This is a genomic window from Vreelandella sp. GE22 (assembly GCF_968212445.1).
Window position 1 is genome coordinate 3,303,119 of sequence record NZ_OZ309110.1, and the last position, 25,334, is coordinate 3,328,452.

Sequence of the window (25,334 nt, forward strand, 5' to 3'; positions counted from 1 at the left end):
TCTGCCGGTTATTAAACAGGCACCATATACATTTGTGCAGGCGGATGACAAGGCATCCCACGCGCTACACGCGTCATTACCAAAGGCGCATCAGATCGAAGTAGAGCGCCATCACCATCAGCGTCCCTACCATGGCGAGTCCGATACGCAGCCCCACCGCCTGGGCTTTTTCCGAAACCGGGCGTCCGCGCACGATTTCGATGAAGTAGTAAAGTAAGTGCCCACCATCGAGTACCGGAATAGGCAGAAGGTTCAAAACACCGAGACTGATGGAAAGGTACGCTAAAAAGCCCAGGAACGCTTCCATTCCTGCCCGAGCGGAATCGCCGGAGATTTGCGCGATGGTGATCGGCCCGGAAAGATTGGATGGCGAAATGAGTCCCACCAGCATCTTGCGAATCGCATCCAGGGTTAGCATGATCATTCCGCCGGTGCGCGAAAACGCCTGCCCCACTGCCTCGACGGGCCCAAAACGGATCTCGCGTGTGAGCTCTTCGGGCCAATCGATCTGCTCTACCCCTGCGCCAATGTACCCAACCTCGGCGCCGTTCTCCAGTGGTTTGCGCGCCGGTGTCAGCGACAACGCTGCCGGCTCTCCGTCGCGCTCATAGCGTATTTCCAGCGTCTGACCGGCGCTTTCGCGAATGATCGACACAAAGGCCATCCAGTCGGCGATGGGCTCACCGTCGATGGCGATCATCCGATCCCCGGGTTCGAGCCCAGCGTTGGCTGCGGCTTCACCGTCGAGCACCGGGCCAAGCACGGCCGGTACGTCCGGGCGCCAGGGCGCGAAGCCTAAACTCTGCAGCGGCTGGGGCGGGTCCTGACGGACGAGATAGTCATTAACCGGCAGAGCGTAGGCGCGCGGCGCGCTGGTGTCGTTGTCCCGCGCCTCGATGGCGAGCTCGCCGCTGTAGCCGATCAGCGAAACGAGCTTTAAGTTGATATCTTCCCAGGAGCGCATGGGGTCGTTCTGGACCGCCGTGATCTCCGCGCCTTCGGGGAGGCCGGCTTCAAAAGCGGGCGAGCCCTCGACCACGTCGCCGACGATGGGCATGACCGTGGTCGTACCGGCCACGAACAGCGCCCAGTAGGCCACCAAAGCAAGCAGGAAGTTGGCGATCGGCCCGGCGGCGACGATCGCGATACGCGCCCAGACGCTTTTACGGTTAAAGGCCTGGTCGAGCTGTTCCTCGGGCACCGGCGCTTCACGCTCGTCGAGCATCTTGACGTAGCCACCCAGGGGAATGGCGGCCACGGCGAACTCGGTGCCGTGACGATCCGTCTTCGACCAGAAGGGCTTGCCAAAGCCGACCGAGAAGCGCAGCACCTTGACGCCGCAGCGCCTGGCGACCCAAAAATGACCGAACTCGTGGAAGGTGACCAGCACCCCCAGCACGACGATAACCGCTAAAACGTTCTGAACAAGCCCCACACGCTACTCCTTGGTGATCTCACGCCTCGCGGGTATCCGCGGTTTCGAGCAAGCGTCTCGCTTGCTCCCGCGCCCATTGGTCCGCCGCCAAAATCTGCTCGACGGTGTCCGCGCGGTGCGCGTGCGGCGAGGCCATGACGCCTTCTACCAGCTCGGCAATGGCGCCAAAGCGAAGGCGGCCGTCGAGAAAGGCCTCTACCGCGACTTCGTTGGCCGCGTTCAGCACTGCCGGGGCGGCGCCGCCGCGCTGCATGGCTTCCCGGGCAAGACGCAGGCAGGGAAAGCGGGTTTCGTCCGGTGCCTCGAAATCGAGCCGCGCCACCTGGAAAAGATCGAGCGTTTCCACGCCGGCCTCGATACGCTCGGGCCAGGCAAGCCCATAGGCAATGGGCGTGCGCATATCCGGGTTGCCCAGCTGGGCAATCACCGAGCCGTCGCTGTAAGCCGCCATGGAGTGAATCACGCTTTGTGGGTGCACCACCACCTGAATCTGCTCGGGGCGGGCGTCGAACAGCCAACACGCCTCGATCAGCTCGAGGCCCTTGTTCATTAGCGTGGCGCTGTCGACCGAGATCTTGCGCCCCATCGACCAGTTGGGGTGCGCGCAGGCCTGCTCCGGGGTCGCCGCCATGATAGCGGCGCTCTCCCACTGGCGAAACGGCCCCCCGGAGGCGGTCAGCAACAGCTTTCGAACGCCGTGGCGCTCGAGCCCGCCGCGGTGCTCCACCGGCAGGCACTGATAGATTGCGTTGTGTTCGGAGTCGATCGGCAAGAGCGTGGCCCCGGAGCGCGCCACGGCGTCCATGAAGAGCGCGCCGCTCATCACCAGCGCCTCCTTGTTCGCAAGCAAGATACGCTTACCCGCTTCAGCGGCGGCCAGGGCCGGTAAAAGCCCCGCCGCACCGACGATCGCTGCCATCACCGTGTCCACTCGGGGGTCCCGGGCGACGGCGCACAGCGCCTGCTCGCCAAAACTCACCTGTGTGGTAAGCCCGGCTCCTTCGAGCGCGGCCTCGAGCCAGGCGGCGTCTTCGGCGTCGTCGAGTACCGCAGCCGCCGGGTGGTGCACCTTGCACTGCTCGAAAAGCGCCTCTTTCGAGGTGTGGGCGGTTAGCGCGTGGACGCGATAGCGCGCCGGATGGCGGGCGATCACATCCAGCGTGTTTTTACCGATCGAGCCGGTCGAGCCCAGCACCGTGATGCGTTGCGGATTGCCTGAGCTCATAGCGCGGTGACCTGAACGCTAAGCACTTCTACGTAAAGAAGCGCGAACAACGGAACCGCCGCGGTCAGGCTATCGATGCGATCGAGCACGCCCCCGTGGCCGGGCAGCAAATTGCTCGAGTCCTTGATGTCGCGAAAGCGCTTGAGCATGCTTTCCAATAGATCACCCAGCACCGACACGAAGGTGACCAGCGCCGTCATCGCAATCAAGATGAGGCCGCCGGTCACGCCCATCGGCTGCCAAAAAGCAAAGCCGAGCGCCAGAATAGCAGTGGCGGTCAGCGCGCCGAAGACGCCTTCCCAGGTTTTGCCCGGGCTGACCCGGGGGGCCAGTTTGCGCTTGCCAAAGCGCCGCCCGGCGAAGTAGGCACCGATATCGGCGCCCCACACCAGCAGCAGTACGAACAGTAGCCACACCGCGCCGCTTTCACGCAAAACGTTGAAGCCCACCCAGCACGGCAGCAGCACCCAAAGCCCCATGGCCAGCCGCCAGGTGGTACTTTGCCACTGCTGGCGCTTCTCCGGGTAGTTGGCCACCCAGAAGAAGTTGACCGCCCAGCCCAGCGCGGCGACCCACAAGGGCCAGGCGGCAAAGGCCGCCCCGCCTAACCACATGGCCGCCATGAACAGCGCCGTCAACGCCACCAGCTTGAGGCGTTTTGAGCGGCGGGTAACGCCGGCCAGGTTGGTCCACTCCCAGGCGCCCAGCAGTACGATGAGCGCGGTGAAGAGCGCAAAGGCGCCGCCTTGTAATCCAAACAGGCCGATCAGCGTCAGAGGCGCCAACCAGGCTGCGGTGATGATCCGCTGTCTAAGCACCTTGCGCCTCTATTTGTTCATCGGTCATGCCAAAGCGCCGGCGCCGCGAGAAAAACTCGTCAAGGGCGCTGTCGAACGCCGCGGCACCGAAGTCCGGCCAAAACAAGGGGGAGAAGTAGAGCTCGGCGTAGGCAAGCTGCCAGAGCAAAAAGTTGGAGAGCCGTTGCTCGCCGCTGGTGCGAATACACAGATCCACCGGCGGCACGTCGGCGGTATTCATCGCCTGACCGAGGCGCGTTTCGTCGATTTCGCTGGGCTCGAGGGTGCCCGCCGCCACCTGTTCGGCAAGCGCGCGGCTCGCCCGGGCGATGTCCCAGTGGCCGCCGTAGTTGGCGGCGATCACCAGGTGCATGCCGGTGTTGCTCTCGGTCAGCGTCTCGGCGCGCTGAATATGCTTTTGTATGGTCTGGGAAAAGCCCTGCTGCTCGCCGATCACCGAAAGCCTTATATTGCGCTCGTGAAGCTTTTTGACCTCGCGCTTGAGCGCCATCAAAAAGAGCTCCATCAGCGCATTGACCTCCGCCGCCGGGCGCTTCCAGTTTTCGCTGGAGAACGCGAACAGGCTCAGGGTCTTGATGCCGCGTTCGGCGGCGCGCTGGATCACCGCGCGCACGGCTTCTACGCCGGCACGGTGGCCACGTACGCCGGAAAGCCCCCGGGCGCGTGCCCAGCGGTTGTTACCATCCATGATAATAGCGATATGCAACGGGCTCGACTCCCCGGCGTGAGAAGGCAGCGCGTCGCACGGCGCCTGGGTCGGAAACTGCGGCGACGTCATGAGTTCTCGCACCAACGTTCAGTCATAAATAAGCCATACAATCGCCCGGGGCGGCCAACCGCGCCGGGCGTAATAAAAGACACGACTACACCTGCATCAAATCCTGCTCTTTGGCGGCCAGGGCCTTTTCGATGTCGGCAATGTACTTATCGGTCAGCTTCTGGATCTCGTCTTCCCCTTGGCGCTGATCGTCTTCGGTGATCTCTTTATCCTTGAGCAGATTTTTGAAATCACCGTTGGCGTCGCGGCGTACGTTACGAATCGCCACCCGGGTGTGTTCGGCCTCGGAACGCGCCTGCTTGATGTAGCTTTTGCGCGTCTCTTCGGTCAGCATCGGCATCGGCACGCGAATCACGTTACCGGCGCTCGACGGATTGAGGCCCAAATCGGCGGTCATGATCGCTTTTTCGATCTTGGGCACCATGGGCTGCTCCCAGGGCGAGACGGTCAGGGTGCGCGCGTCTTCGACGTTGACCGAGGCCACCTGATTGAGGGGCACCTGGCCACCGTAATAATCCACGGTGACGGCGTCCAGAATACTGGGGTGGGCGCGGCCGGTACGGATCTTTTTGAAGTTGGTATGCAGCGCATCGACACTTTTTTGCATGCGCGCGTCGGCATCTTTCTTGATGTCGTTAATCACGTTTTCATCCTCTGTCTATCAGCGTGCCTTCCTTGCCCCCTACGACGAGGTTGAGCAAGGCGCCAGGCTTGTTCATGTTGAATACACGTACCGGCATGTCATGGTCACGTACCAGGCAGATAGCGGTCAAATCCATTACGCCAAGCTTTTGCTCGAGGGCGTCGTCGTAGGTCAACTGCTCGTACTTGACGGCATCGGCGTGCTTGACCGGATCCTTATTGTACACACCGTCTACCTTGGTGGCTTTAATGACCACATCGACATCGACTTCGATACCGCGCAGGCACGCGGCCGAGTCGGTCGTAAAGAACGGGTTGCCGGTGCCGGCGGAAAACAGCACGACGTCGCCGGAGGTCAAATAGCGAATCGCCGTGCGGCGGTCGTAATGCTCCACCACGCCACTCATGGGAATCGCTGACATCACCCGCGAGCGGATGTTGGAACGCTCCAAAGCGTCACGCATCGCCAGTGCATTCATCACCGTTGCCAGCATTCCCATGTGATCGCCGGTTACCCGGTCCATACCTGCTTCGTTGAGCGCCGCTCCGCGAAACAGATTACCGCCTCCGATCACGATCCCCACCTGGACACCGATGCCCACGAGCTGTCCGATCTCCAGCGCCATGCGATCCAGCACCGCCGGGTCGATACCAAAATCGTGCTCGCCCATCAGCGCCTCGCCCGAAAGCTTGAGCAAGATACGCTTGTACTTGGATTTCGATTTATCCATTTTACCGGCGATGGGGTTGGCTTCTTGAACATCACGTGACATGGCATCTCTCCAGGATAAAGAACAAAGGGGGGTAGCAGGTCCTTTTAAGGGCCGAACGCAAAGGCCGGATACACAATGGCGTGCGCTTACGCGCACGCCATTATCGAACGGGAACCTGCGACCTTAGCGGCGGCCAGCCTGTTCCATTACCTCTTTAGCGAAGTCGACTTCTTCTTTCTCGATACCCTCGCCCACTTCGAAGCGCGTAAAGCGGACCACTTCACCACCGGCGGCCTTTACGAACTCGGCAACGGTCTGGTTAGGGTCTTTGACGAAGGCCTGCTGGGTCAGGCTGTTCTCGGCCAGGTACTTCTTCAAACGGCCTTGAACCATCTTCTCGGCGATCTGCTCGGGCTTGCCGGCCATGTCGGGCTGGGCCAGGATGATCGCTTTCTCTTCGTCGAGCTCGGCCTGGGGCATATCTTCCGGGTGAGAAACACTCGGGTTGATCGCCGCCACGTGCATCGCAACGCCTTTAGCGGTTTCGCTGTCGCCGCCGGTCAGTACGGTCAACACGCCGATACGACCGCCATGGACGTATTCGCCCACCAGGCCGCCTTCGACGGCATCGACAACGACGGCACGACGCACGCCGATGTTCTCGCCGATTTTCTGAACGAGCTGCTCACGTTCGGTTTCGATTTCGCCTTCGGTGACCGCGGCCACGTCTTCGCTTTTAGCGGCGAAGAAGGCGTCGGCGACCTTTTTAGCGAAATTGATGAAGTTTTCATCGCGCGAAACGAAGTCGGTCTCGGAGTTGATCTCGACCATTACACCGTAGCTGCCGTCGTCGGCAACGCGGGTCACCACGGCGCCTTCGGCGGCGACACGGTCGGCTTTCTTAGCGGCTTTGAGACCCGAGTTCTTGCGCAGGTTCTCGATTGCCACTTCGATATCGCCACCGGTTTCGGTGAGTGCTTTTTTGCACTCCATCATGCCAAGACCGGTACGTTCGCGCAGTTCTTTAACCTGAGAGGCGCTGATAGCTGCCATGAGAAATTCACCTCTGAAAGGATTCTTGAGAGTTAGACGCGCTACAAAGTATAGACAAGGCGTATGACCGCTTTGTATCACTGCCCGTTCAGCGCAGATCATCGTTTGTAGTGCGTATGCCGGCGTCAAACCTGGCGTAATCGGCCCGCCAAGCGGGCAAAAGGGGGCCAAAGCCCCCTTCACGCGATGCGGCTAGACTGCCCGCCGCATCCACCGTGACCGTATTACTCGGCCGCGGCGTCGGTTTCGGCGGACGCCTGCTCGTCGGTTACTTCAACGAACTCGTCCGGACGACCTTCTTTAGCGCGGCCACACGCGTCGGCAATCGCCTTCACGTAGATCTGGATCGCGCGGATGGAGTCGTCGTTACCCGGAATGACGTAATCCACGCCATCGGGGTTGGAGTTGGTATCGACCACGCCAATGACCGGGATACCCAGCTTGTTGGCTTCGTTGATCGCGATACGCTCATGATCGACGTCGATTACGAACAGCGCGTCCGGCAGGCCGCCCATTTCCTTGATACCGCCGATGGAGCGCTCGAGCTTTTCTTGCTCGCGGGTCGCCATCAGAACTTCTTTCTTGGTCAGCTTCGCGAACGTGCCGTCTTCGTGCATGGTCTCAAGCTCGCGCAGACGCTTGATGGACTGACGGATCGTTTTGAAGTTGGTCAACATGCCGCCCAACCAGCGATGGTTGACGAACGGCTGGCTAACGCGGTTGGCTTCTTCCTTGATGACCTTGCTGGCGCTGCGCTTGGTACCAACGAACAAAATCTTGTTGTTGGACGCCGCCATCTTCTCGACCACGTCGATCGCTTCGTTCAGCGCCGGCAGGGTGTGCTCGAGGTTGATGATGTGAATCTTGTTGCGCGCGCCAAAGATGAACTTGCTCATCTTCGGGTTCCAGTATTTGGTCTGGTGACCGAAGTGAGCGCCTGCTTTGAGCAGGTCACGCATGTTAACGTGTGCCATGGTAAAACTCCTGAAACTCGGGTTAGGCCTCCACGCACCCCATGGATCCGACCGATAGTCTCGACGCTGAATCGGCGTCTAGCGAGGCTAAAGGCACCCGGGACCATGTGCCGGTGCATGTGTGTTTTCAAGGCTTGCTGTTTAGCCTCACGGGATATCCGCAGGGCTTCCTCTTGTACGCTTGCCCGCCGCCGGCTCGATCGCGGGGCGATTACGGGATGGCGATTGCAGGAAAGCGCGCGGCTTTATACCATATATCATTGTCAAGATGAAGTCGCACCCATGGGTTTGCGCCTACTCCCGACCCAACACGCCATATCGAGAAGTCATGAACGTTCCAATCAAGACAGCGGAAGAAATCGAAAAAATGCGCGAAGCCGGCCGTCAGGCGGCCAGCGTTTTTGAAATGATCACGCCCTTTATAGCCGCAGGCGTCACCACCGGCGAGATCGACAAGCGCTGTCACGAGTACATCGTCGATGAGCTGGGCTCACAACCTGCACCGCTGAACTACCACGGCTATACCCACGCCACCTGCATTTCGCTGAACCACGTGGTGTGTCACGGCTTCCCGGACTTCAGCAAGAAGCTGAAAAACGGCGACATCATGAACCTGGACATCACCGTCAAAACCGCCGACGGCTACCACGGTGATTCCAGCATGATGTTCATCATCGGCGAGACCATCCAGGGCGAGCGCCTGTGTCGCGTGACCCAGGAGTGCCTTTACAAGAGCATCGCCCAAGTCAAACCCGGCGTGCATCTTTCCGAGCTTGCGCGCACCATTCAAAAGCACGCCGAAAGCAACGGCTACTCGGTGGTACGCGACTTCTGCGGCCACGGTATCGGTGCCGGCTTTCACGAAGACCCGCAGTTTCTTCACTACGACGGCTACGCGCCGAGTGCGGATATCGCGCTGGAACCCGGCATGTGCTTCACCATCGAGCCGATGATCAACGTCGGCGGCTACAAGACCAAGGTACTGCGCGACGGCTGGACCGCGGTCACCAAGGACAAGAGCCTGTCCGCCCAGTGGGAGCACACGCTGCTGGTCACCGAAAGCGGCGTTGACGTGCTGACCGCGCGCAGCGACGAAGATTTCAGCTTCTTGAACTGATGCTCTTACACCACCACCGGTTCGAGCCGGACGCTACCCTGTTCGATCTTAAGGCATTTCGCGCGGAACTCGCCGGCACGCGCTCGCCGGTGGCCCCGTTCAAGGCGGCGCTCAAGCAACTGCAAGCGCGCCTGGACGAGCAGTTTCGGGCCGGCGGTGACATCCGCGATTTGGTGCGCGGGCGCGCCTGGTACCTGGACCAACTGCTGGCCATCGCCTGGGAGCGCCACGCCTGGCCGGATGACGCCATCGCCCTGGTGGCTGTAGGCGGCTATGGGCGCGGCGAGCTTCACCCCCACTCCGATATCGATCTGCTGCTGCTCTTGGAGCGAGACGACGACAGCGCTTATCGCGAGCCGCTCACCGCCTTTATCACCTTTTTATGGGATATTGGCCTGGAGATCGGCCACAGCGTGCGCTCGCTCAATGACTGCGAGCGCGAGGCGCGAGACGACGTGACGGTGATCACCAACCTGCTCGAATCACGCCTGGTCGCAGGCCCGAAGCGACTGCGCGAGGCGATGCGAAGCCGCCTGAGCCCGGCGAATCTGTGGCCGGCGGATCGTTTTTTCGAGGCCAAGTGGCAAGAGCAGATCACCCGCCACTACCGCTACAACAACTCCGAGTACCACCTGGAGCCGAACCTTAAAAGCTCCCCGGGCGGGCTTCGCGACATTCAAATGATCGGCTGGGTCGCCAAGCGCCACTTCGATGCCGAACAGTACGCCGATATCGTCGCCAACGGCTTCATGAACGACGCGGAGCTTCGCATTCTAAGCCAAGGCCAGGCCTTTTTATGGCAGGTGCGCTATGCCCTGCACATGCTCACTGGCCGCGCCGAGGACCGATTGCTGTTCGATCATCAGCGCACCATTGCCTTGATGTTCGGCTTTCGCGATACGCCGGAGCGCCTGGCCGTCGAGCAGTTCATGAAGCGTTATTATCGTCACGTCACGGCCCTTGCCGGGCTCAACGACATGCTGCTGCAGCACTTCGACGAGGTCATTCTGCGCGGCAAGGAAGAACTCGAAACGGTCACGCTCAACGAGCGCTTCGAGACCAAGGGCGGCTACATTCAGGCGCGCTCGCGCAGCCTGTTTCGCGACCACCCCGAGGCGATGCTCGAGCTTTTCCTGCTGATGGCCGAGCACCCGGAGATCGAAGGGGTGCGCGCCGACACCATCCGGCTGATTCGCGACCACCGCCACCAGATCGACGACCACTACCGCGACGACCCGCACCATCAGCGCCTGTTCATGGCGATCATCCGCTCGCCGGGTAACGTACCGCGCCAGCTCCGGCGCATGAACCGCTACGGCATTCTGGGCAAATACCTGCCGGAGTTCGGCCGCGCGGTCGGCCTGATGCAGCACGATCTTTTCCATATCTATACCGTCGACGCGCACACCCTGCGCCTGCTCAAGTTTTTGAACGGTTTTAGAAAACCCGAAGCCAAGGCGGACTTTCCGGTCGCCGCCCCGCTGATCCACCAGTTGCCCAAACTCGAGCTTTTGTGGATCGCCGGGCTTTATCACGATATCGGCAAGGGCCGCGGCGGCGACCACTCGATCATCGGCGCCCTCGATGTCGAGCAGTTCTGCCGCCGCCACCACGTCTCGCTGCACGACACCAACCTGGTGAAGTGGCTGGTTGAGCATCACCTTTTGATGTCGATGACCGCGCAAAAGCGGGACATCAGCGACCCGGACGTGATTCGCGACTTCGCCCTGGTGGTGCGCAACGAAACCCGCCTGGATTATCTTTACGTGCTCACCGTGGCGGATATCAACGCCACCAACCCCACGCTCTGGAACGGCTGGCGGGCGTCGCTTTTGCGCCAGCTCTACGCGGAAACCAAGCGCGCGCTGCGCCGCGGGCTCAAAAACCCGCCGGACCGGGACGACTGGATCCGCGAAACCCGCTGTGAAGCGCGGTCGCTTTTGCAGAACCTGGGGGTGGCCAGCGAACAGATCGACACTCTTTGGGAGTCGCTGGGTGAGGACTACTTTCTACAGTACGCGCCCAGCGAGATCGTCTGGCAGGCCCAGGGCATTCTCGCCCACCAGCCCTCCCTGCTTCCGCTGGTGTTGATCAGTGCGCCCACCGAGGACATGGCCGAAGGCGGCACCAAGGTGTTTATCCACACCCGCTCGGTGGACGATCTGTTCGCCGCCACCGCCGCGGCCATGGAGCAGTTGGGGCTTTCGATTCACGACGCGCGTATCGCGACTTCGCACAACGACTGGACGCTCAACACCTTCATCGTGTTGGACAGCCAGGGCCAGCCGATTCGCGATTTTGATCGTATCGAAGAGATGCGCAGCCACCTGGTCGAGGAACTCGACGACCCGGACGACTACCCGCAGATCGTCACCCGGCATACCCCGCGCCAGCTCAAGCACTTCAAGGTACCAACGGAAGTGATCATCGAGCAGGACCCGGCCAACGAGCGCACCCTTTTGGAGCTGACCGCCCCGGACCGCCCGGGCCTTCTCGCCCGGGTGGGGCGCATCTTCATGGAACAGGACATCGCGCTTTCTACGGCCAAGATCGCAACCCTTGGCGAGCGGGTCGAGGACGTGTTCTTCATCACCACCAAAGCGGGCGAGGCGCTGACCGACCCGACGCGCCAGCAGCGCCTGCGCGAGCGTTTGATCGAGGAGCTGGGCGTGTGAGCGAGGAGCACCGGTGGCGCCGGGTATAGCGCTTCTATTCGTATGGGTGCTGGCCGTGGCCTACATGGATCTTCGGAAACGACAGATCGCTAACCGCCTCGCGTATCCGTTTTTGCTGCTCGCCGCGGGGTGGCTGGCCGTGACCGGCGAAAGCCTGATCGGGGTGGCCTGGCCCCAGGCGCTGTTCGGGGTGGGGGGCGCGCTGCTGCTCGCCATTCCCGGCCACGTAAAGGGGGTACTGGGCGGAGGCGACGTCAAACTGCTGGCTGCCCTCGGCCTCTGCTTGGGCACGACGGGGCTGCTGGCGGTAGTGGCGCTAACGGCGGCGCTGCTCGTCGTGTGGCACACCCTTGCGCGGCGCTTGCCGGCAAAAAACCGGGCGGCCCTTGCGCACTACGCACCGGGGATTTGCCCGCCGCCGCGCGATCACACCCAGGACCCTCTCGTTCAAGCCCCAGATGAACCGGGCTACTATGCCTACGCCCCCTTCATTGCGCTGGCGCTCGTGCTACTGGTGCTAGGGGCCATCAGCTTCACCGGCTAGTTGCCGCTGAAACCGCCGGCGGTATCGCTTGCGTAGCGTTCGGGAATGGGGTGGTTGAAGCTATCAAGCCAGCGCCGATGAGCAAGCTCCTGCTCCCGGGGTGAAAGGGACTGGGGCGTAAGCGATGCCTGGTGGCCCTGGCGCTGAACCTGTAGCCAGTTATCCGCCGCGGTCATCGAATGCTTGCCCGGGCCCGCGCAGCCGCTTAACAGGGCGACCATCAAAGGCGCGGCCACCAGCGCGACCACCCCCCGACCGACGCCCTTGGCTTGGGCGCCCCGCAGGCTACCTACCTTGCAATATGCCATTTCTTTATCTCCCTTGTAGCGGCGCATGGACTTAACGGCGCTGCTGATCGTCCAGCTGCATCTGGTGGGCGCGGGTTTCGGCGCGCTGGTACTGTAGGGGCGTCCCCCGCCCGTTGCCCAGCAGCGCGCTCGCGGCCTGGGGTCGCTGCTGATAGATCAGCAGCGTCATCAAATTCTCCAGCGGCAGCGCGTCGTCCTGGCTTAACTCCAGCGCGGTCATGAACTCGAACCGCGCTTTTTCGAGCTCGCGACGCTGTAGATGAACGAAGCCCAGGTCGTTACGGATCTTGAAACTGGCGGGGTAGAGCCTGGCCGCTTCGCGCATATGGGCGAGCGCCTGATCGAAGTCGGCGGCAACGACGGCTACCTGGCCAAGGCCCTGGTGCGCCTCGGCGGCCACGCAGCTGTCGAGCAGCGAGCGGTAGAGCGCTTGCGCTTCGGGGTCCTTCAACTGACGCAAAATTTGCGCCTTGCGCAGGCGCACCTCGGCAATCGACTCGGGCAGCTGCTCGAGGTGGGCCAGCGCCGCATGGGGCCTCCCCTGCTCGGCCATGTCGTTGGCGAGCTCGACGGCGAGCTGCTGTTCCGGCGCCAGTTGGCGGCACGCGTCGACCGCCGCGCCCGCCGTCGAGGACACCCCGGCACAGCCGGAAAGCGCCAGTGCGAAAAGCACCGTGGCGCTCGCTAAAACATGGTTCATCAATTCATCCCCGATATCGCGGCAAAAATGGCCATAAAGCCAGGCCCTGCCAGAATAATCAGCAGCGCTGGAAAGAGAAACAAGACCATCGCCCCGGACATCTTGGCCGAAAGCTTGGAGACCTTCTCCTGCTGGTCGGTGATGCGCCGGTCGTGAAAAAGCTCCTTGAGCGAAATGAGCGAGGCGACCGCCCCACCGCCTTGGCGTATCAACTGCTCGAGAATCACCATGCAGTCGTTGAGCGGATCCACATCCAGCCTTTCGGCCATGACGCTGAGCTCAGTGGCCAGGTCGAGGCCGGCGTCGACGCGGCTGAGCACGCGCCGGAGTTCCCGGGAAAGCTCGGGCAGAATGTGCTCTCCCTCCCGAGAGAGCACCCGCAGCGACTGATCCACGGTCATGCCCACCTCGAAGAGCATGCGCAAAAGCGGCAGCATCGCCGACACCTCTTCGCTAATCGCGGCGTGGCGCTTTGCGACCTGCTTTTTGAGCCAGCGCTTGGGCAGAAAAAAACCGAGCGCCGCGGCGATGAACACCGCCAACAGCGATGGGCCATCGCCCCAAAGCGCGGTGACGAGAGTGGCCAGTACGCCGGCCGCGATCGGCACGCCCAGCTGAAACGCGTAATAGGTGGCCCGCTGGTCGGCGCCGCGCCAGCTCAACTGCTCCATCAACTTCGGAACTTCCGCGTCCAGCTTGCCATCCAGGTAGGCAAGCTCCCCCAGCAGCGTACGCCGCGATACGCGGCCAGGGGTATCGGCCACCGCGATGCGCTGGGCAATCATGGCCGCTTTCCAGCGCCGGGTGAGCAACACATAGCCCACCAGGCCCGCCGCGGCAAAAAAAAGTAACGCACTAAGGGTCAAAAGCGTCATGGTTACATACTCTTCAACATACGCCACAAGAGCGTGCAGCCGGTCACTTGTAGCGTTAAAGAAAGCAGCAGCATGGCCTTACCGGCCGTCGTTGCCCACATGTCGAGTATGAGCGTCGGGTTCGTCATCAAAATATAGCTCCCTATGGCGAGGGGTAAGCCGGCCAATACCACTGCGCTGATACGCGTCTCGCCGGTCATGGCACTCAACTGACGGCTGGCCTGCTCCCGGTCGCGGATGATCATGATCAGGTTATTGAGCATATCGGTGGAGTTGCCGCCATAGCGCTGATTGACCTGAACCCCCAACGCCAGCATGTAAAACTCCTCCCGGGGGTAATCCTCGGCAAACTCGTTGACCGCTTCGGCCATCGGCATGCCAAGCTCAATATCCCGGCGAACGGTTTGTATCGCCTGGTTGAGCGGGTCGGGGCAGCGCTTCATGGCAAGCAGCATGGCATCATTCAAGGTTCTACCGGATTTGATACTGCGTATCATATGATCCAAAAGCGTCGGCAGCTGAGCGATCATACGCTCCAGGCGCCTTTGCGCCCGCCACTGTCCAACGAGATAGACCACTAGCGTTATCAAGACGAGCGCAATCGGCGGCAGCACCCAGCTAATTTGGGTCAGCATCAGCGCCAGCAGAAGCACCAGGGACGTTGCCACCGCCACCACCCAGGGGGGCAGTTCGAGCCCGGTCTGGCTTAGCCAGCGCGCCACGCCTCTGGGTCGGCGCTCGCGGCGGGTCATGGGTGTGCGCTCGCTTTGGAGTCGCTGGCCCACGCGCTCGCCCACCGCCTGGCGGCGGCTTAAGCTCACCAACAAAAGCCCGGCCCCTAGCAGCAAGAGGCTGCCCACCATCAACAAAAGCGCTACGCTACCCACCGCTCGCCCCCGGTAATGCGCCCTGGAGTTTTTCGTTGACCACCTGGGTGCTGTTTTGCACAAAGCTCTGCTGGTGCCGGTCGTAGCGAAACAGCAGGTTGGTGACGTAATTGCCCTGCTCCAACCCGCCAAGCTCGATGATCTCACTGATACAGCGCTGGCCGTTGGGCAAACGGGACAGTTGAATGATCACCTCGATCGCCGAGGCGATCGAGCGGCGCACGGTACTCTCGGGCACCTGAACGCCGGAAAGCCCCACCAGGGTTTCGATACGTAGTAATGAATCGCCGGCGCTGTTGGCGTGTATCGAGGTCATCGACCCTTCGTGGCCGGTGTTCATCGCCGAGAGCACATCGAGCACCTCGACCCCGCGGGTTTCGCCCAGAATGATCCGGTCGGGGCGCATGCGCAGCGCGTTGCGCACCAGGTTTCGAGCGGTCACCTCGCCGTGGCCATCCGCGTTGGGTGGGCGCGTCTCCAAACGCACGACGTGACCGTGCTTGAGCTGAAGCTCCGCGGTGTCCTCGATGGTCACCAGGCGCTCGCGCTGATCGATCAGGCTGCTCAACAGGTTCAGCATGGTGGTTTTACCCGTCCCGGTGCCCCCGCTGATGACGATATTGCAGCGCCTTTTCACCGCGCACTCGAGAAACGCCAACATGTCCTCGTTGAGCGAGCCGGCGCCGACCAGCTCCTTGCTTTGCAGCATGTCCTTACGAAACTTACGCACCGAAAGACAGGCGCCGTCCAGGGCGATGGGAGGAATCACCGCATTGACCCGGCTGCCATCCGGCAGGCGGGCGTCGACCATGGGCGAGGATTCGTCCAGCCGCCGCCCAAGCGGGGCAAGAATGCGCTGAATGACGCGCTGAAGGTGATGATCATCGACGAACTGCAAATCGCTTTGCGACAACACCCCACGGCGTTCGACGAAAATACGCTCACAGCCGTTGACCAGGATCTCCGTCACGCTGGGATCACTGAGCAGCATTTCCAGCGGGCCGAAGCCGGTGAGCTCGTCGATCATCTCCTCGGTAAGCCGGTCGATCTCATAGCCCGACACCGCCAGTTGATGAAGCCGGGTAAAGGACTGAATATGCACGGCCAGAAACCGCCTGAGCTCATGCCGGCTGCCTTCGACCAGGTTAGAGCCTTCATCCCCTAGCTGATCGATCAGGTAGCGGTGCAAACGCTCTTTAAGCTGAAAAAGCTGCTGGCGGCCCACTCGCTCCATAAGACGTCCTCTTTGGTGTGCAATACAAAACCCTCATGACCTCTCCCAAACCGATACCTGGCCGGGGGTTAGCGCCGTAGCCGGGGCCATCGCCAACGCCCTCGACACTCTTCTACCGGCTCGGGCAATAACGTTTTGGCCAGGCGCCGCAACGCTCTGGAGAGTTCACTGTGGGGCGCCAATTCAAACAGCGGCACGCCCTGGTTGAGACTATTGAGCCGCTGTTCCGCTAGTGCCGGCAGCACCGCGGCAAGTGGCGTGGCGAAGGTGTCCGCCAGCACCTCTGGCGTTGGCGAGACGCTGGGTAAATGGCGGTCCACCAGCAAGCCCAGGCGGTTCAGAGAAATGCCTTCCGTCTTGTAGCGCTGTAGCCGCTCCAGATTACGACGGCTGCAGGGCACGCTCTGCTGGACGTACCAAAGCACCTGGTCCGCCGCGCTTGCCAGGGCGCGCAAAAAACCGCTGTCCGCCTGGCCGCACGCGTTGATCACGATAAAGGCGAAGTGCTGGCGCAAAACCCCCAACAAAAGGATCGCTTCCGCGTAGCTGTAGTGCTCGGGATAGCGCTCGTCCTGGAGCAGCGGCAGTACGAAGAGCCCGCTTTCGTGCTGGGTAAACACGTTGGCGATGACCGCGCTGTCGATACGCTGGGCAGAGCTCATGGCGTCCTCGACGCCAAAGCTGCATTTCAGGTTCAAAAGCGCCTCCAGCTCGCCAAGCCCGGGGGCGGCATCGATCAACAAAACCGGCGAATGCTGTTCGGCCACTGATAGCGCCAGATGGGCGGCCACCCAGGTCGTATCCGCCGTGGCGTCCGTGCCCTCCAACACCACCACGTTGGCGCGGGGACCGGAGCTTCCACCGATGATCGAAGGCTGTTTTCGAAGCAACCGACGCATGAGGCTTTGCACCTCACTGCGGCGCTGACCCACGGTCAGGTAGTCCCGCGCGCCGGCGCGCATCGCACCCAGCACCAACGCGTTCTCGGCGCTCTCCCCGACGGCGACGACGGCGAGATCCGGGCGCGACTCGACCACGCCCTCGATCACCAAAAGCGCCATGTCGCTGTTACTTGGGTCGATATAGAAAAAGAGGAGGCCACTGCCCATCTGATCGGCCAGGCCGATAATTGCCTCTAGCTGAGGGGTTACCGGCACCAGCCGGGTCTGCTCAACCAGGGTCGCTTGAAGCCAGCTAATCTCTGCGTCGCCGCAGCCGCATACCATGAATATCTGCATCATCGCCCCTATTGTGACAGTCCGACGCTGCGGTTGAACGAGCCGTCCTCGAGCAGCAGCTCGTGCACGCTGGGCGCGTAATCGCGCACCTCTTCGCCGGGCAAGGCGGGCAGCGTCGCATCCGCCGCAATGGGCTGTACCAGGTGCGGCGTGACGATCATCAACAGTTCGCGCTCTTCGCTGCGGGTTTGGCTATTGCGGAAAAAAGCGCCAAGGATCGGCACGCTCCCGATCCCCGGGAGCTGCCTCACCTGGGCACTGCGATTGGTGCTGATCAGGCCGCTGATGATGAAGCTTTCGCCGCTGGCAAGCGAAACGCTGGTGTCCGAACGGCGAACCGTCAGCGCGGGCACCGTCGTTCCCGCAATAGTGACGCCGTTGGCGAAATCAAGCTCGCTGACTTCCGGGGCAACCTTGAGCGTGATCCGCTGCTCGTCGATGACCGTCGGCGTCAGCGTGAGCCGCACCCCGAACTCCTTGTACTCGATGGAGACGCTGTCGCTACCTGCACTGGGCACGGGGATAGGGAACTCGCCGCCGGCCAGAAAACTGGCGCTTTGCCCGCTCAGCGCGACCAAACTCGGCCGCGCCAGGGTATAGGCGAAGCCGCTGGTCTCCAGGGCGCTAAGCGCGGCCATGACGCGCTGACTCCCACCCCCGACCACCAGGTTGAAACCGCTGCTGGAAAGCGGCACGTTGGCGCCGGGGGTCAGCGCGCCGATGGTGCCCACGCCGACGGACCCGGGGCCTACGCCTGGCGAAGCGAACAGATTGTTATTAGAAGCCCCGAACAGCGACACCCCGACTTCGCGAAGCCGGGTCCGGTTGACCTCGACGAAGCGAATGTCGGTCTGCACCTGGGAGGGCACCGGCGCACGTTGCAAGGCGCGCTCGCCAAGCGCCTGGCTCGCGGCGCCCGAAACGCTCAGGGCGAGCTCGACCGGTGCATCGGCGCAGGGGGTCCAAATCGAGGCGTTGGTGACCCCGCCCGCCAGGGGGGTGATCAAAAAAGCGTTGCCGGAGGTCAGTTGCACGTTGGCCACCTCAGGATTGCCGACCGCCAGGCGCTCGATGGCGACCGGCAACGCCACCTCCCGGTGTATGCCTGGGGCCAATTCGAGCGCGGCCGGCACTTGGCTCAACTCGCTACAGCTGGACTGCGCAAGCGCCCCGGAGGAGTAGCTACCCACGCCCACCAGCACGCCGGCTAACATGCGTATCAGGTTCTTCATTGGTCTCCCTTACCCTGGCCTTTAACGCCCTGGCGTCTCGGTATTGGTTTGTCGTTATGAGTAGATCGTTATGAGTAGATCGTTATAAGCCCAGGATGGCTGGCATGGCGTTGATAACGGCACGTCGTTAACAACGCGGCAGCGGTCTAAGGCGCTTCCAGGCTTCTCACCGCCCCGCGAATCACGGCGACCGACGATTCGCTGGTCTCTGGCGAGCGCGGGGCCGGGGCCGGGGCCGGCGCCTGCCGGTACGGGGGCGGCGCGGCGTCATTCACGGGCGCGGCCGGGGGCGGGGCAGCCGGGCGCAGGGCCAGCTGCTCGAACTGAAAAAGCTGCTGGTTGAGGTCCTGGATCGAGGCGCCGCCCCCGCGATGAAAATCGGCCAGGCGCCCCTCCTCAGAGGCGCGCACGGCAATTCTTAGCTCGCCGACATCCGCGGCCAGGGCAAAGCGGGTGAGCAGCGTCTCGGGCACGGCGAGCACCAGCGTCCCGGATGACGGGTTAGCGCTACCCAAGGAGCTATCGTTTTGAACCGGCAGCGGCTGGACCGTTTCGCCTTCCGCGGTCAGCCCCAGCACGCTACCCACCGTCAATACCCGCAGGGCCGGCACGGCCACCTGCATCGTACGATCGGCGTTTTGCTCGGTTTGGGGAAGAAACAGCAGCACATCCACGTAGTCGCCTGGCGAGATGTGTCCACCAGCGCCCATGACCGGGTTAAAAGGTACGGCGATCGCCCGCTCGTCTGATCGAATCATGCGCGCCACCGTACCGCCGCTGGCAAAGTAGCTCTCTTTCAATACCGTCCCCTGGGCCGTATCGCGCCCCACGGCGCGCCCTACCAAAAGATCGGGGTCGCTAAATCCGCCCGGCGGCATCAGGCTCAGCCGCTCTACCTGAAGATCCTCGCGAACGATGGGGTGGTAAGCGCGCAGGTCCTTCGCGACCACCACGACCTCCACACCAGGCAGGGACTCGGCCGTTTCGCCAAGCACCGGGTCGCCGGATGCGTCAACGCCCGCGGCAGGCGCCGGCGCGGGCTGCTGAGCGATTCGAATACCCGCATAGCCCACGGCGATGGCCGCCAACACCAGCACCACCGCAATACACATTAGAAAACGGCTACTCACTACTTTTAGTCCCCAGCGTTGTTCGGGCCTTTAACTTATCGACCAAGATCGGATAGCGTAACCACAAAGTTAAAATCACTTTAAGTCGAAAAATCTATAAAATATTGGCTTAATCCACAATTAAAGAGATTCAACGATAGCGTTCAATTGATAAGCAAGGTGGTATACGACAATGATGACAAGAGCATTAGAGTCTCGAGAACAACCTTCTCATCCTTGTCTTTAAGGCAATCATTAAACAAACAAAGACTTAACAAAAAGTAACATTAAAAAATAAAAAAATTACTAATGAAACCGGTAAGAATGACGATAAATAGCCATACCACTTACTAAACAATCATTTAAGAAATCAACAACCCTTTAGCGGATCGATACCGCTACCCATTGAATCGGAGATTACTAATGAAAGTGTTCGTTTCTCTCTACACCTACCTGACCACTCTTCACAACGATAAAAAAGGCGCCTCCGCCATAGAGTATGCATTGATTGCGGGTTTGATCGCGGCAATCTTGATTGCCTCACTGGCTATTCTAGGGAATGGCATCGGCGGGCTTTTCCAACAAATTTCTGATGCGCTTAATATTGGCGCAGGACAAACCACTCCAGAAACCCCAGCCCCATAGAGCACTATAAAATCAATAAAGGCTAATATATAACTCCCAAAATATTTTAACTTTAATCAATACCGCAGGCTAAGTATTCGACGACTGGAAACGCCGTGGCCATGATAAAAGCTCGCCAGAAAGGGGCCGTCAGTATCGAGTTCGCGCTGAGTTTCATTCTGCTGTTGGGGCTTTTTTACGGCGCTATCGGCCTCTCCATGCCGCTGTTGCTGAGTGCCACTTATCAGCAGTTGGCCTCGGATGCGTTAAGAGAAGGCCTGGTTTGGAAAAACCATCATCAAGCCACCCAAGACGAGGCGGCGGCACATATCGCCTCGATCATCGACGCCGCATGGATGCCGGCGTCCTGGGTCGCGCCCTGCGCAAGCCAGGACCGCTATTTGACGGTCGACCCTCTGGAGGGCGCTTGGCACGTCTGCCTGCATCACCCTGCGCCGGACACCATACTCCCCCCCATCCGCTTGATGGGCGCTCAATTCCCCCCGCTGCCCGACCAGATAGTGGGGCGCGCCTATTTGCGGACCCTCGAGATAGCCTCACCACCGAATTAGCGGTGCATTTTGGGGTGAGAACACGCCAACCGGAAAAGCGTTTTCCTTCGTTTTGATAACAGGCAGGTGAACATGCCCCCGGCTTTTTCGGGCCCTCGAGGCCCCTTGTATCAGCGCGGTTTCATTAGTGGCCTGACGGCCTTCGTGCTGCTGACGCTGCTGTTGGTCATGGCGTTGTTGGTCGATACCGGGCGGCTTTTTCTCGAAAAGCGCCAGCTGCAGAAAGTGGCGGATATAGCGGCTCTCGAGGCCTCCGCCCGTTTGCCGCGGGGTTACTGTGCCGGCGCTCCCGCCCTTGCCCAAACGCTCGCCCTGGAGTCCGCCGCCGTTCATGGCTTCGTCCCGGATGCCCAAAGGGCGCTGTCACTGCGCTGCGTGACGCTTGCAAGCCAGGACGGGATGCGCCAGGTATCGCCGATCCCCCACGCCGCCGTCGAGGTCACGGTGAGTCGCTCGACCCCAGCGAGTCTCGTGCTACGGGGCGGCGCCCTGGTCAGTCGTGGCCTTGGTGAGAACGTCGCACTCACCGCCCGCGCGACCGCCCAGCGAAGCGATGCGGTGGCCGCCTTTACGGTCGGCAGCCAGCTTCTACGCCTGGAAAGAGAACGACCGGTGGGGCGCTTTTTGCGCGCGGCCGGCGTCGACACCACGCATTTGACGACTCTCAGCACAAGCGGCGTTGCCAGCACCTACGTAAGCCCGCTGGGGCTTTTCAAAGCGCTCGGCATCGAGACGAGCATCGTGGAGTTGTCGCGTATGACGTCCTCGGAGCTGATCGCGCTCACCGATCAAAGGCTTGCCTCGTTGACGCTTGCCCAGTTGATCGACGCAATGGCCCGGAACGTCGACGATGAGAGCTTGCGCGCCTCGCTTCGCGCCTTTGGCCGCGCGATCGCCGCCCACCCGCGGCTTGGCCAGGTCAAGCTGAAACTACTGGGAAGCGACGCCACCGGGCTGATCGAGCTAAAGCGCGACGCCGTGAACAGCACCCGCGCGGTACTCGAAAGCCGCGTGAACCTGGCCGAGCTCTTGGCCGTGGCGCTGCTGACCGGCACCCGCGAGCAGACGATAGCGCTTGAAAGCCACGGGCTTTTCGGCCTCGAGGTAGCGGCCCGAATGGTCTCGGCGCCGGTGATCGCCATTGGGCCGGCGGGCAGCCAGGTGCCGGGCGGCCAGCTCAGGCTCGAGGTCAAGCTCGATACCGCTGGTCTGGCACCGCTCGGGGCTTTTTCCGGGCTGCTGGGCGTACGGGTCAACTTTCCGATCACCCTCGATCTTGGCTCGGCCCAGGCCGAGCTCACCCGGCTACAGTGCCAGCTCGATACGCCCACCGCCGATATTGCGGTGGCCGCCAAGCTGCTCGATACCTGCGTGGGTGAGCCGCCCCTGTCAGGCGCGGGTTCTGGGCCCCAAAGCTGCGCCATGCATCAAGAGACCGAGTTTTTGAGGCTCTTCAGCCACTCCGTTCCTCCCCGCAAGCCCTTGCCTATTGGCGGGCTCGAATACCGCGAGACATTACCCAACATGCACGCCGGCGAACGCCGCAACACCCAACCCAATGCGTTGACACTGAGCAATACGCTCAGCCGCCTGACCGGCCATTTGCTGGATCTTCTGGCCAACCTGGTTCGCACTCCTGCGCCCGAAGTGGATTTACTGGCAAGGCTTGCTACGCAGTACCTGGAGGCCACCAAACAGCCCGATGGCTTTTACAGCGTCGATAACGTGCTCGCGCGGATACTGGGGGGCAGCGAAGAACGTACTGCCAACGGCCGGCCGGTCGTCCCGGCGCTCACCACTGACTACAGAATCGACAACGTGCTGCCTGCAGTCTGTCTGCTCGGCCTCCTTTGCCCTGTCAGCCAGTGGTTGTCGGCAGATTTCGCTCGGGCCTTCAGGTTCTACGCCAACTACGAAATCGGCCTCGTGGGCTCGCTTCTAACGCCGGTCGTGGGCAACAGCAGCTATCAAGCCTGCGGTCGGGCCCGCAATTCCCGCACTCGATGGAACGAGTGCCTGGCGCACAACCTGACCGAGATGCTCAAGCGCCGCCCCCAGCCGATGCTGATCAGTGCCCAGGACTCGCTAAGCGTCGCCAACGCTGCCACGCAAAACGTTACCTGCGCAGGGGAAGTTTGCCGGTTGCTCAAGCCATTGCTGGACACCACCAAGCCGAGTCTGAACAATCTGGGCGATTTTTTGAGCAATCGATTGGACGTGACACTCGGGCGTAATGAGGTCCACCTTCACTCCACCAACTGCGGGGTGCCCTCGATTGCCTACTAACGCCCAACAGCGCGGCGCCGTGGCGATCGAGTTCGCGGCCATCTTCCTGCTGTTTTTTACCCTGGTGTACGGCGCTTTCGCGTTTGCCCTGCCGGCGGTCGCGCGCCTGTCGTTTCAGCACTGGGCGGCGGAGGCGGCCCGCGCGGCGATGCGCGTCGACACCGATGCCCCCAGAGCCACGGTACTGGCGCGCCTGGGCGAGCAGGTGGAGCAGTCGATCACCCATAGCTGGCTTCCCGGCGCCTGGCGTGGCGGCTGCGACGCGCCGGAAAACGCGCCCTGGCAACCCCTGCCGGGAACGGACTACGGCCACTGGGCGTACGAGGCCCACACGGCCCCGTCGCGAAGCCCGCGCTACCTGCTTCACGTCTGCCTCCAGGCCAACGACCCCATCGTGCCCCAGGTCAAAATCGGCAACCTGTACCTACCCCCCCACAACGACGACAGCGGCCGCCCCTGGGTGCGCGGCTACACCATCACCCATCTTTGAGACCTCCTCGAGGCGTAATGAAGCCGCTTGGGCGCTGCCCATTTGGCGGGTGCTTATTTCCCGGTATGTTTGAGCAAGCCCTGGGGGTTGCCTATAATCGGTAGCTGACAATTTTCAGCCGCCGCCCAGGCCCGCCACGGACCCGCCATGAATCCTGATCTTAACGCGCTGCATCCTTATCCGTTCGAGAAGCTGGCCACGCTGAAAAAGGGGCTGACACCCCCAGCCGAGCTCGATCCCATTGCGCTCACCATCGGCGAGCCCCAGCATGCCCCGTTCAAGGGGGCGCTGGAGGCGCTAACGGCGCATCAGCACGAAATGGCCCGCTACCCGGCGACCAACGGCCTGCTCGCGCTTCGTGAAAGTATCGCGAACTGGGCGACCCGGCGCTTCCACCTTACGGGCCTGGACGCGGATCGCGAGATCGTGCCGGTCAACGGTACCCGCGAGGCGATCTTCGCCTTCGTGCAAGCCGCCCTCGATCGCAGCCGGGCGGCCAAAGTGGCGGTGCCCAATCCGTTTTATCAGATTTACGAAGGCGCCACGCTGCTCGCTGGCGGCGAGCCGCACTACCTGGCCTGCACCGCGGAAGACGGCTTTCGCCCGGATTTCTCCCAGGTGGACGCCGCCACCTGGCAAGACGTTCAGATCGTATTTATTTGCTCGCCGGGCAACCCCACCGGCGCGGTCACCCCGCTTGCCGAGTTCAAACAGCTAATTGCACTGGCCGACGAGCACGATTTCATCATCGCATCAGACGAGTGCTACTCCGAGCTCTATCTCGACGAAGACACGCCGCCCCCGGGGCTACTACAAGCCTGCGCCGAGCTTGGCCGTTTTGATTATCGCCGCTGCGTGGTGTTTCACTCGCTCTCCAAACGCTCGAACCTGCCGGGGCTTCGCTCCGGGTTCGCGGCCGGCGACGCCGAACTTCTGGCCCCGTTCAAGCGCTACCGCACCTACCACGGCTCGGCCATGTCGCTGCCGCTTCAACACGCCTCGATCGCGGCCTGGCAGCACGAGGCGCACGTGCGCGCCAACCGCGATGCGTATCGAGAAAAATTCAGCGCCGTAACCGAGGTGCTGGCCCCGGTGATGGATTTTCCCACGCCCGAGGCAAGCTTTTACCTTTGGCCCGCCGTGCCCGGCGGTGACGATATCGCTTTCATGCAGCGCCTGTTTCGCGAAGAGCACGTAAGCGTGCTGCCGGGCAGCTTGATGGGCCGCGCCGATACAAACGGCCACAACCCGGGCGCGGGCCGGCTGCGCCTGGCGCTGGTCGCCGAGTTAGCGCCCACGCTCGAGGCGGCGCACCGCCTGCGCCGGATGATCGAGCGCGGCTAGCGCTGCATTGAGCAACCCCCAACGACAACCGCCACGACGCTCAAGGAGACGACTTTATGCTAACGCTTTATGTAATCGACAATTGCGACACCTGCCGTAAAGCGCGCAAGGCGTTGGACGAAAAAGGCCTGCTCTTCAAGATCCACGACCTGCGCAAAGACGGCCTCTCGGCGCCCCTTTTGGAGCATATCCTCGAGCAGGTCCCGCTATTGAAGGCGATCAACAAGCAGAGCAAAACCTGGCGCGAACTGCCAGAAGAGGAAAAAGAGGATATCGACGCGACCTCCGGGCGTGAGCTCATTCTCAAGCACCCGACGCTTTTAAAGCGTCCGCTTCTCGAACTCGATAGCCACCAGATCCTGGTAGGCTACAAAGAGGGCGATTACGACACTATTAGCCAGTAACGGGTTCACCCAGTAACACCTTACTGGTACGCACACCGTTAGATATCGACACACTTG

The 25,334-nt window shown here is 61.8% G+C and carries 25 protein-coding genes; 9 read left to right on the forward strand and 16 right to left on the reverse strand.

All coding sequences use genetic code 11. The features are described from left to right. Positions 1 to 76: 76 nt before the first annotated feature. From rseP to rpsB, 8 genes are all read right to left on the reverse strand, one after another. Positions 77 to 1,435 carry an RIP metalloprotease RseP gene (gene rseP, locus ACWHRL_RS15480; protein WP_447529957.1) on the reverse strand — a complete coding sequence of 453 codons (1,359 nt, stop codon included), beginning with the start codon at positions 1,433 to 1,435 and terminating at the stop codon, positions 77 to 79. 19 nt (positions 1,436 to 1,454) lie between these two features. Further along, complete coding sequence (gene ispC, locus ACWHRL_RS15485; RefSeq protein WP_447894377.1) at positions 1,455 to 2,660, reverse strand: 1-deoxy-D-xylulose-5-phosphate reductoisomerase; 1,206 nt, start codon at positions 2,658 to 2,660, stop codon at positions 1,455 to 1,457. Next, on the reverse strand, positions 2,657 to 3,478 hold the full coding sequence (locus ACWHRL_RS15490; RefSeq protein WP_447529959.1) for a phosphatidate cytidylyltransferase: 822 nt from the start codon (positions 3,476 to 3,478) through the stop codon (positions 2,657 to 2,659). Before ACWHRL_RS15490 ends, ispC begins: the two co-directional genes overlap by 4 nt. Continuing rightward, complete coding sequence (gene uppS, locus ACWHRL_RS15495) at positions 3,471 to 4,256, reverse strand: polyprenyl diphosphate synthase (RefSeq protein WP_447529960.1); 786 nt, start codon at positions 4,254 to 4,256, stop codon at positions 3,471 to 3,473. The genes ACWHRL_RS15490 and uppS overlap by 8 nt, the downstream gene beginning before the upstream one ends. Before the next feature lie 85 nt (positions 4,257 to 4,341). Further along, the gene (frr, locus tag ACWHRL_RS15500) at positions 4,342 to 4,899 is read right to left on the reverse strand and encodes a ribosome recycling factor (RefSeq protein WP_447529961.1); all 558 of its coding nucleotides are present in this window, start codon (positions 4,897 to 4,899) and stop codon (positions 4,342 to 4,344) included. Between the two features lie 4 nt (positions 4,900 to 4,903). Further along, positions 4,904 to 5,671 carry a UMP kinase gene (gene pyrH, locus ACWHRL_RS15505; RefSeq protein ID WP_447529962.1) on the reverse strand — a complete coding sequence of 256 codons (768 nt, stop codon included), beginning with the start codon at positions 5,669 to 5,671 and terminating at the stop codon, positions 4,904 to 4,906. 123 nt (positions 5,672 to 5,794) lie between these two features. Then, positions 5,795 to 6,664 carry a translation elongation factor Ts gene (tsf, locus tag ACWHRL_RS15510; protein ID WP_447529963.1) on the reverse strand — a complete coding sequence of 290 codons (870 nt, stop codon included), beginning with the start codon at positions 6,662 to 6,664 and terminating at the stop codon, positions 5,795 to 5,797. A gap of 224 nt (positions 6,665 to 6,888) precedes the next feature. Next, complete coding sequence (rpsB, locus tag ACWHRL_RS15515; RefSeq protein ID WP_447529964.1) at positions 6,889 to 7,638, reverse strand: 30S ribosomal protein S2; 750 nt, start codon at positions 7,636 to 7,638, stop codon at positions 6,889 to 6,891. A gap of 328 nt (positions 7,639 to 7,966) precedes the next feature. Here rpsB and map point away from each other — a divergent pair, with 328 nt between their 5' ends. The 3 genes from map to ACWHRL_RS15530 are packed head-to-tail and all read left to right on the forward strand — an operon-like array spanning position 7,967 to position 11,974. Then, complete coding sequence (gene map / locus ACWHRL_RS15520; protein WP_447894378.1) at positions 7,967 to 8,755, forward strand: type I methionyl aminopeptidase; 789 nt, start codon at positions 7,967 to 7,969, stop codon at positions 8,753 to 8,755. Continuing rightward, complete coding sequence (locus ACWHRL_RS15525; protein WP_447894379.1) at positions 8,755 to 11,430, forward strand: [protein-PII] uridylyltransferase; 2,676 nt, start codon at positions 8,755 to 8,757, stop codon at positions 11,428 to 11,430. The genes map and ACWHRL_RS15525 overlap by 1 nt, the downstream gene beginning before the upstream one ends. Before the next feature lie 13 nt (positions 11,431 to 11,443). Then, a complete protein-coding gene (locus ACWHRL_RS15530; RefSeq protein WP_447894380.1) occupies positions 11,444 to 11,974 on the forward strand; it encodes a prepilin peptidase in 531 nt (176 codons plus the stop codon). Here ACWHRL_RS15530 and ACWHRL_RS15535 read toward each other — a convergent pair. The 8 genes from ACWHRL_RS15535 to cpaB all read right to left on the reverse strand — a co-directional run bounded on the left by ACWHRL_RS15535 (position 11,971) and on the right by cpaB (position 19,578). Further along, positions 11,971 to 12,282 carry a DUF3613 domain-containing protein gene (locus ACWHRL_RS15535; RefSeq protein ID WP_447894381.1) on the reverse strand — a complete coding sequence of 104 codons (312 nt, stop codon included), beginning with the start codon at positions 12,280 to 12,282 and terminating at the stop codon, positions 11,971 to 11,973. The genes ACWHRL_RS15530 and ACWHRL_RS15535 overlap by 4 nt on opposite strands. Positions 12,283 to 12,313: 31 nt before the next feature. Next, positions 12,314 to 12,982, reverse strand: a complete 669-nt coding sequence (locus ACWHRL_RS15540; RefSeq protein ID WP_447894382.1) for a tetratricopeptide repeat protein — start codon at positions 12,980 to 12,982, stop codon at positions 12,314 to 12,316. After that, a complete protein-coding gene (locus ACWHRL_RS15545; protein ID WP_447894383.1) occupies positions 12,982 to 13,857 on the reverse strand; it encodes a type II secretion system F family protein in 876 nt (291 codons plus the stop codon). The genes ACWHRL_RS15540 and ACWHRL_RS15545 overlap by 1 nt, the downstream gene beginning before the upstream one ends. Before the next feature lie 2 nt (positions 13,858 to 13,859). Further along, positions 13,860 to 14,744 (reverse strand): type II secretion system F family protein, encoded by an 885-nt coding sequence (locus tag ACWHRL_RS15550; protein ID WP_447894384.1) that lies wholly within the window; start codon positions 14,742 to 14,744, stop codon positions 13,860 to 13,862. Next, on the reverse strand, positions 14,737 to 15,978 hold the full coding sequence (locus ACWHRL_RS15555) for a CpaF family protein (protein ID WP_447529972.1): 1,242 nt from the start codon (positions 15,976 to 15,978) through the stop codon (positions 14,737 to 14,739). The genes ACWHRL_RS15550 and ACWHRL_RS15555 overlap by 8 nt, the downstream gene beginning before the upstream one ends. A gap of 68 nt (positions 15,979 to 16,046) precedes the next feature. After that, positions 16,047 to 17,216 carry an AAA family ATPase gene (locus ACWHRL_RS15560; RefSeq protein WP_447894385.1) on the reverse strand — a complete coding sequence of 390 codons (1,170 nt, stop codon included), beginning with the start codon at positions 17,214 to 17,216 and terminating at the stop codon, positions 16,047 to 16,049. 8 nt (positions 17,217 to 17,224) lie between these two features. After that, positions 17,225 to 18,448, reverse strand: a complete 1,224-nt coding sequence (locus ACWHRL_RS15565) for a type II and III secretion system protein family protein (RefSeq protein ID WP_447894386.1) — start codon at positions 18,446 to 18,448, stop codon at positions 17,225 to 17,227. A 146-nt stretch (positions 18,449 to 18,594) separates the two neighbouring features. Beyond that, positions 18,595 to 19,578: a Flp pilus assembly protein CpaB gene (cpaB, locus tag ACWHRL_RS15570; protein WP_447894387.1), complete on the reverse strand. Its 984-nt coding sequence runs from the start codon at positions 19,576 to 19,578 to the stop codon at positions 18,595 to 18,597. Positions 19,579 to 19,980: 402 nt separating this feature from the next. Between cpaB and ACWHRL_RS15575 the strand changes: the two genes are divergently transcribed. From ACWHRL_RS15575 to ACWHRL_RS15600, 6 genes are all read left to right on the forward strand, one after another. Next, entirely contained in the window at positions 19,981 to 20,202 is a 222-nt protein-coding gene (locus ACWHRL_RS15575; protein WP_447554155.1) for a Flp family type IVb pilin, read from the forward strand. A gap of 101 nt (positions 20,203 to 20,303) precedes the next feature. Then, entirely contained in the window at positions 20,304 to 20,753 is a 450-nt protein-coding gene (locus tag ACWHRL_RS15580) for a TadE/TadG family type IV pilus assembly protein (RefSeq protein ID WP_447896186.1), read from the forward strand. Positions 20,754 to 20,858: 105 nt separating this feature from the next. Then, positions 20,859 to 23,039, forward strand: a complete 2,181-nt coding sequence (locus ACWHRL_RS15585) for a pilus assembly protein TadG-related protein (protein ID WP_447894388.1) — start codon at positions 20,859 to 20,861, stop codon at positions 23,037 to 23,039. Further along, the gene (locus tag ACWHRL_RS15590) at positions 23,029 to 23,529 is read left to right on the forward strand and encodes a TadE/TadG family type IV pilus assembly protein (protein WP_447894389.1); all 501 of its coding nucleotides are present in this window, start codon (positions 23,029 to 23,031) and stop codon (positions 23,527 to 23,529) included. Before ACWHRL_RS15585 ends, ACWHRL_RS15590 begins: the two co-directional genes overlap by 11 nt. Before the next feature lie 147 nt (positions 23,530 to 23,676). Continuing rightward, positions 23,677 to 24,873, forward strand: a complete 1,197-nt coding sequence (dapC, locus tag ACWHRL_RS15595) for a succinyldiaminopimelate transaminase (RefSeq protein WP_447894390.1) — start codon at positions 23,677 to 23,679, stop codon at positions 24,871 to 24,873. A 56-nt stretch (positions 24,874 to 24,929) separates the two neighbouring features. Continuing rightward, complete coding sequence (locus ACWHRL_RS15600) at positions 24,930 to 25,277, forward strand: Spx/MgsR family RNA polymerase-binding regulatory protein (protein ID WP_447529981.1); 348 nt, start codon at positions 24,930 to 24,932, stop codon at positions 25,275 to 25,277. Positions 25,278 to 25,334 lie beyond the last annotated feature (57 nt).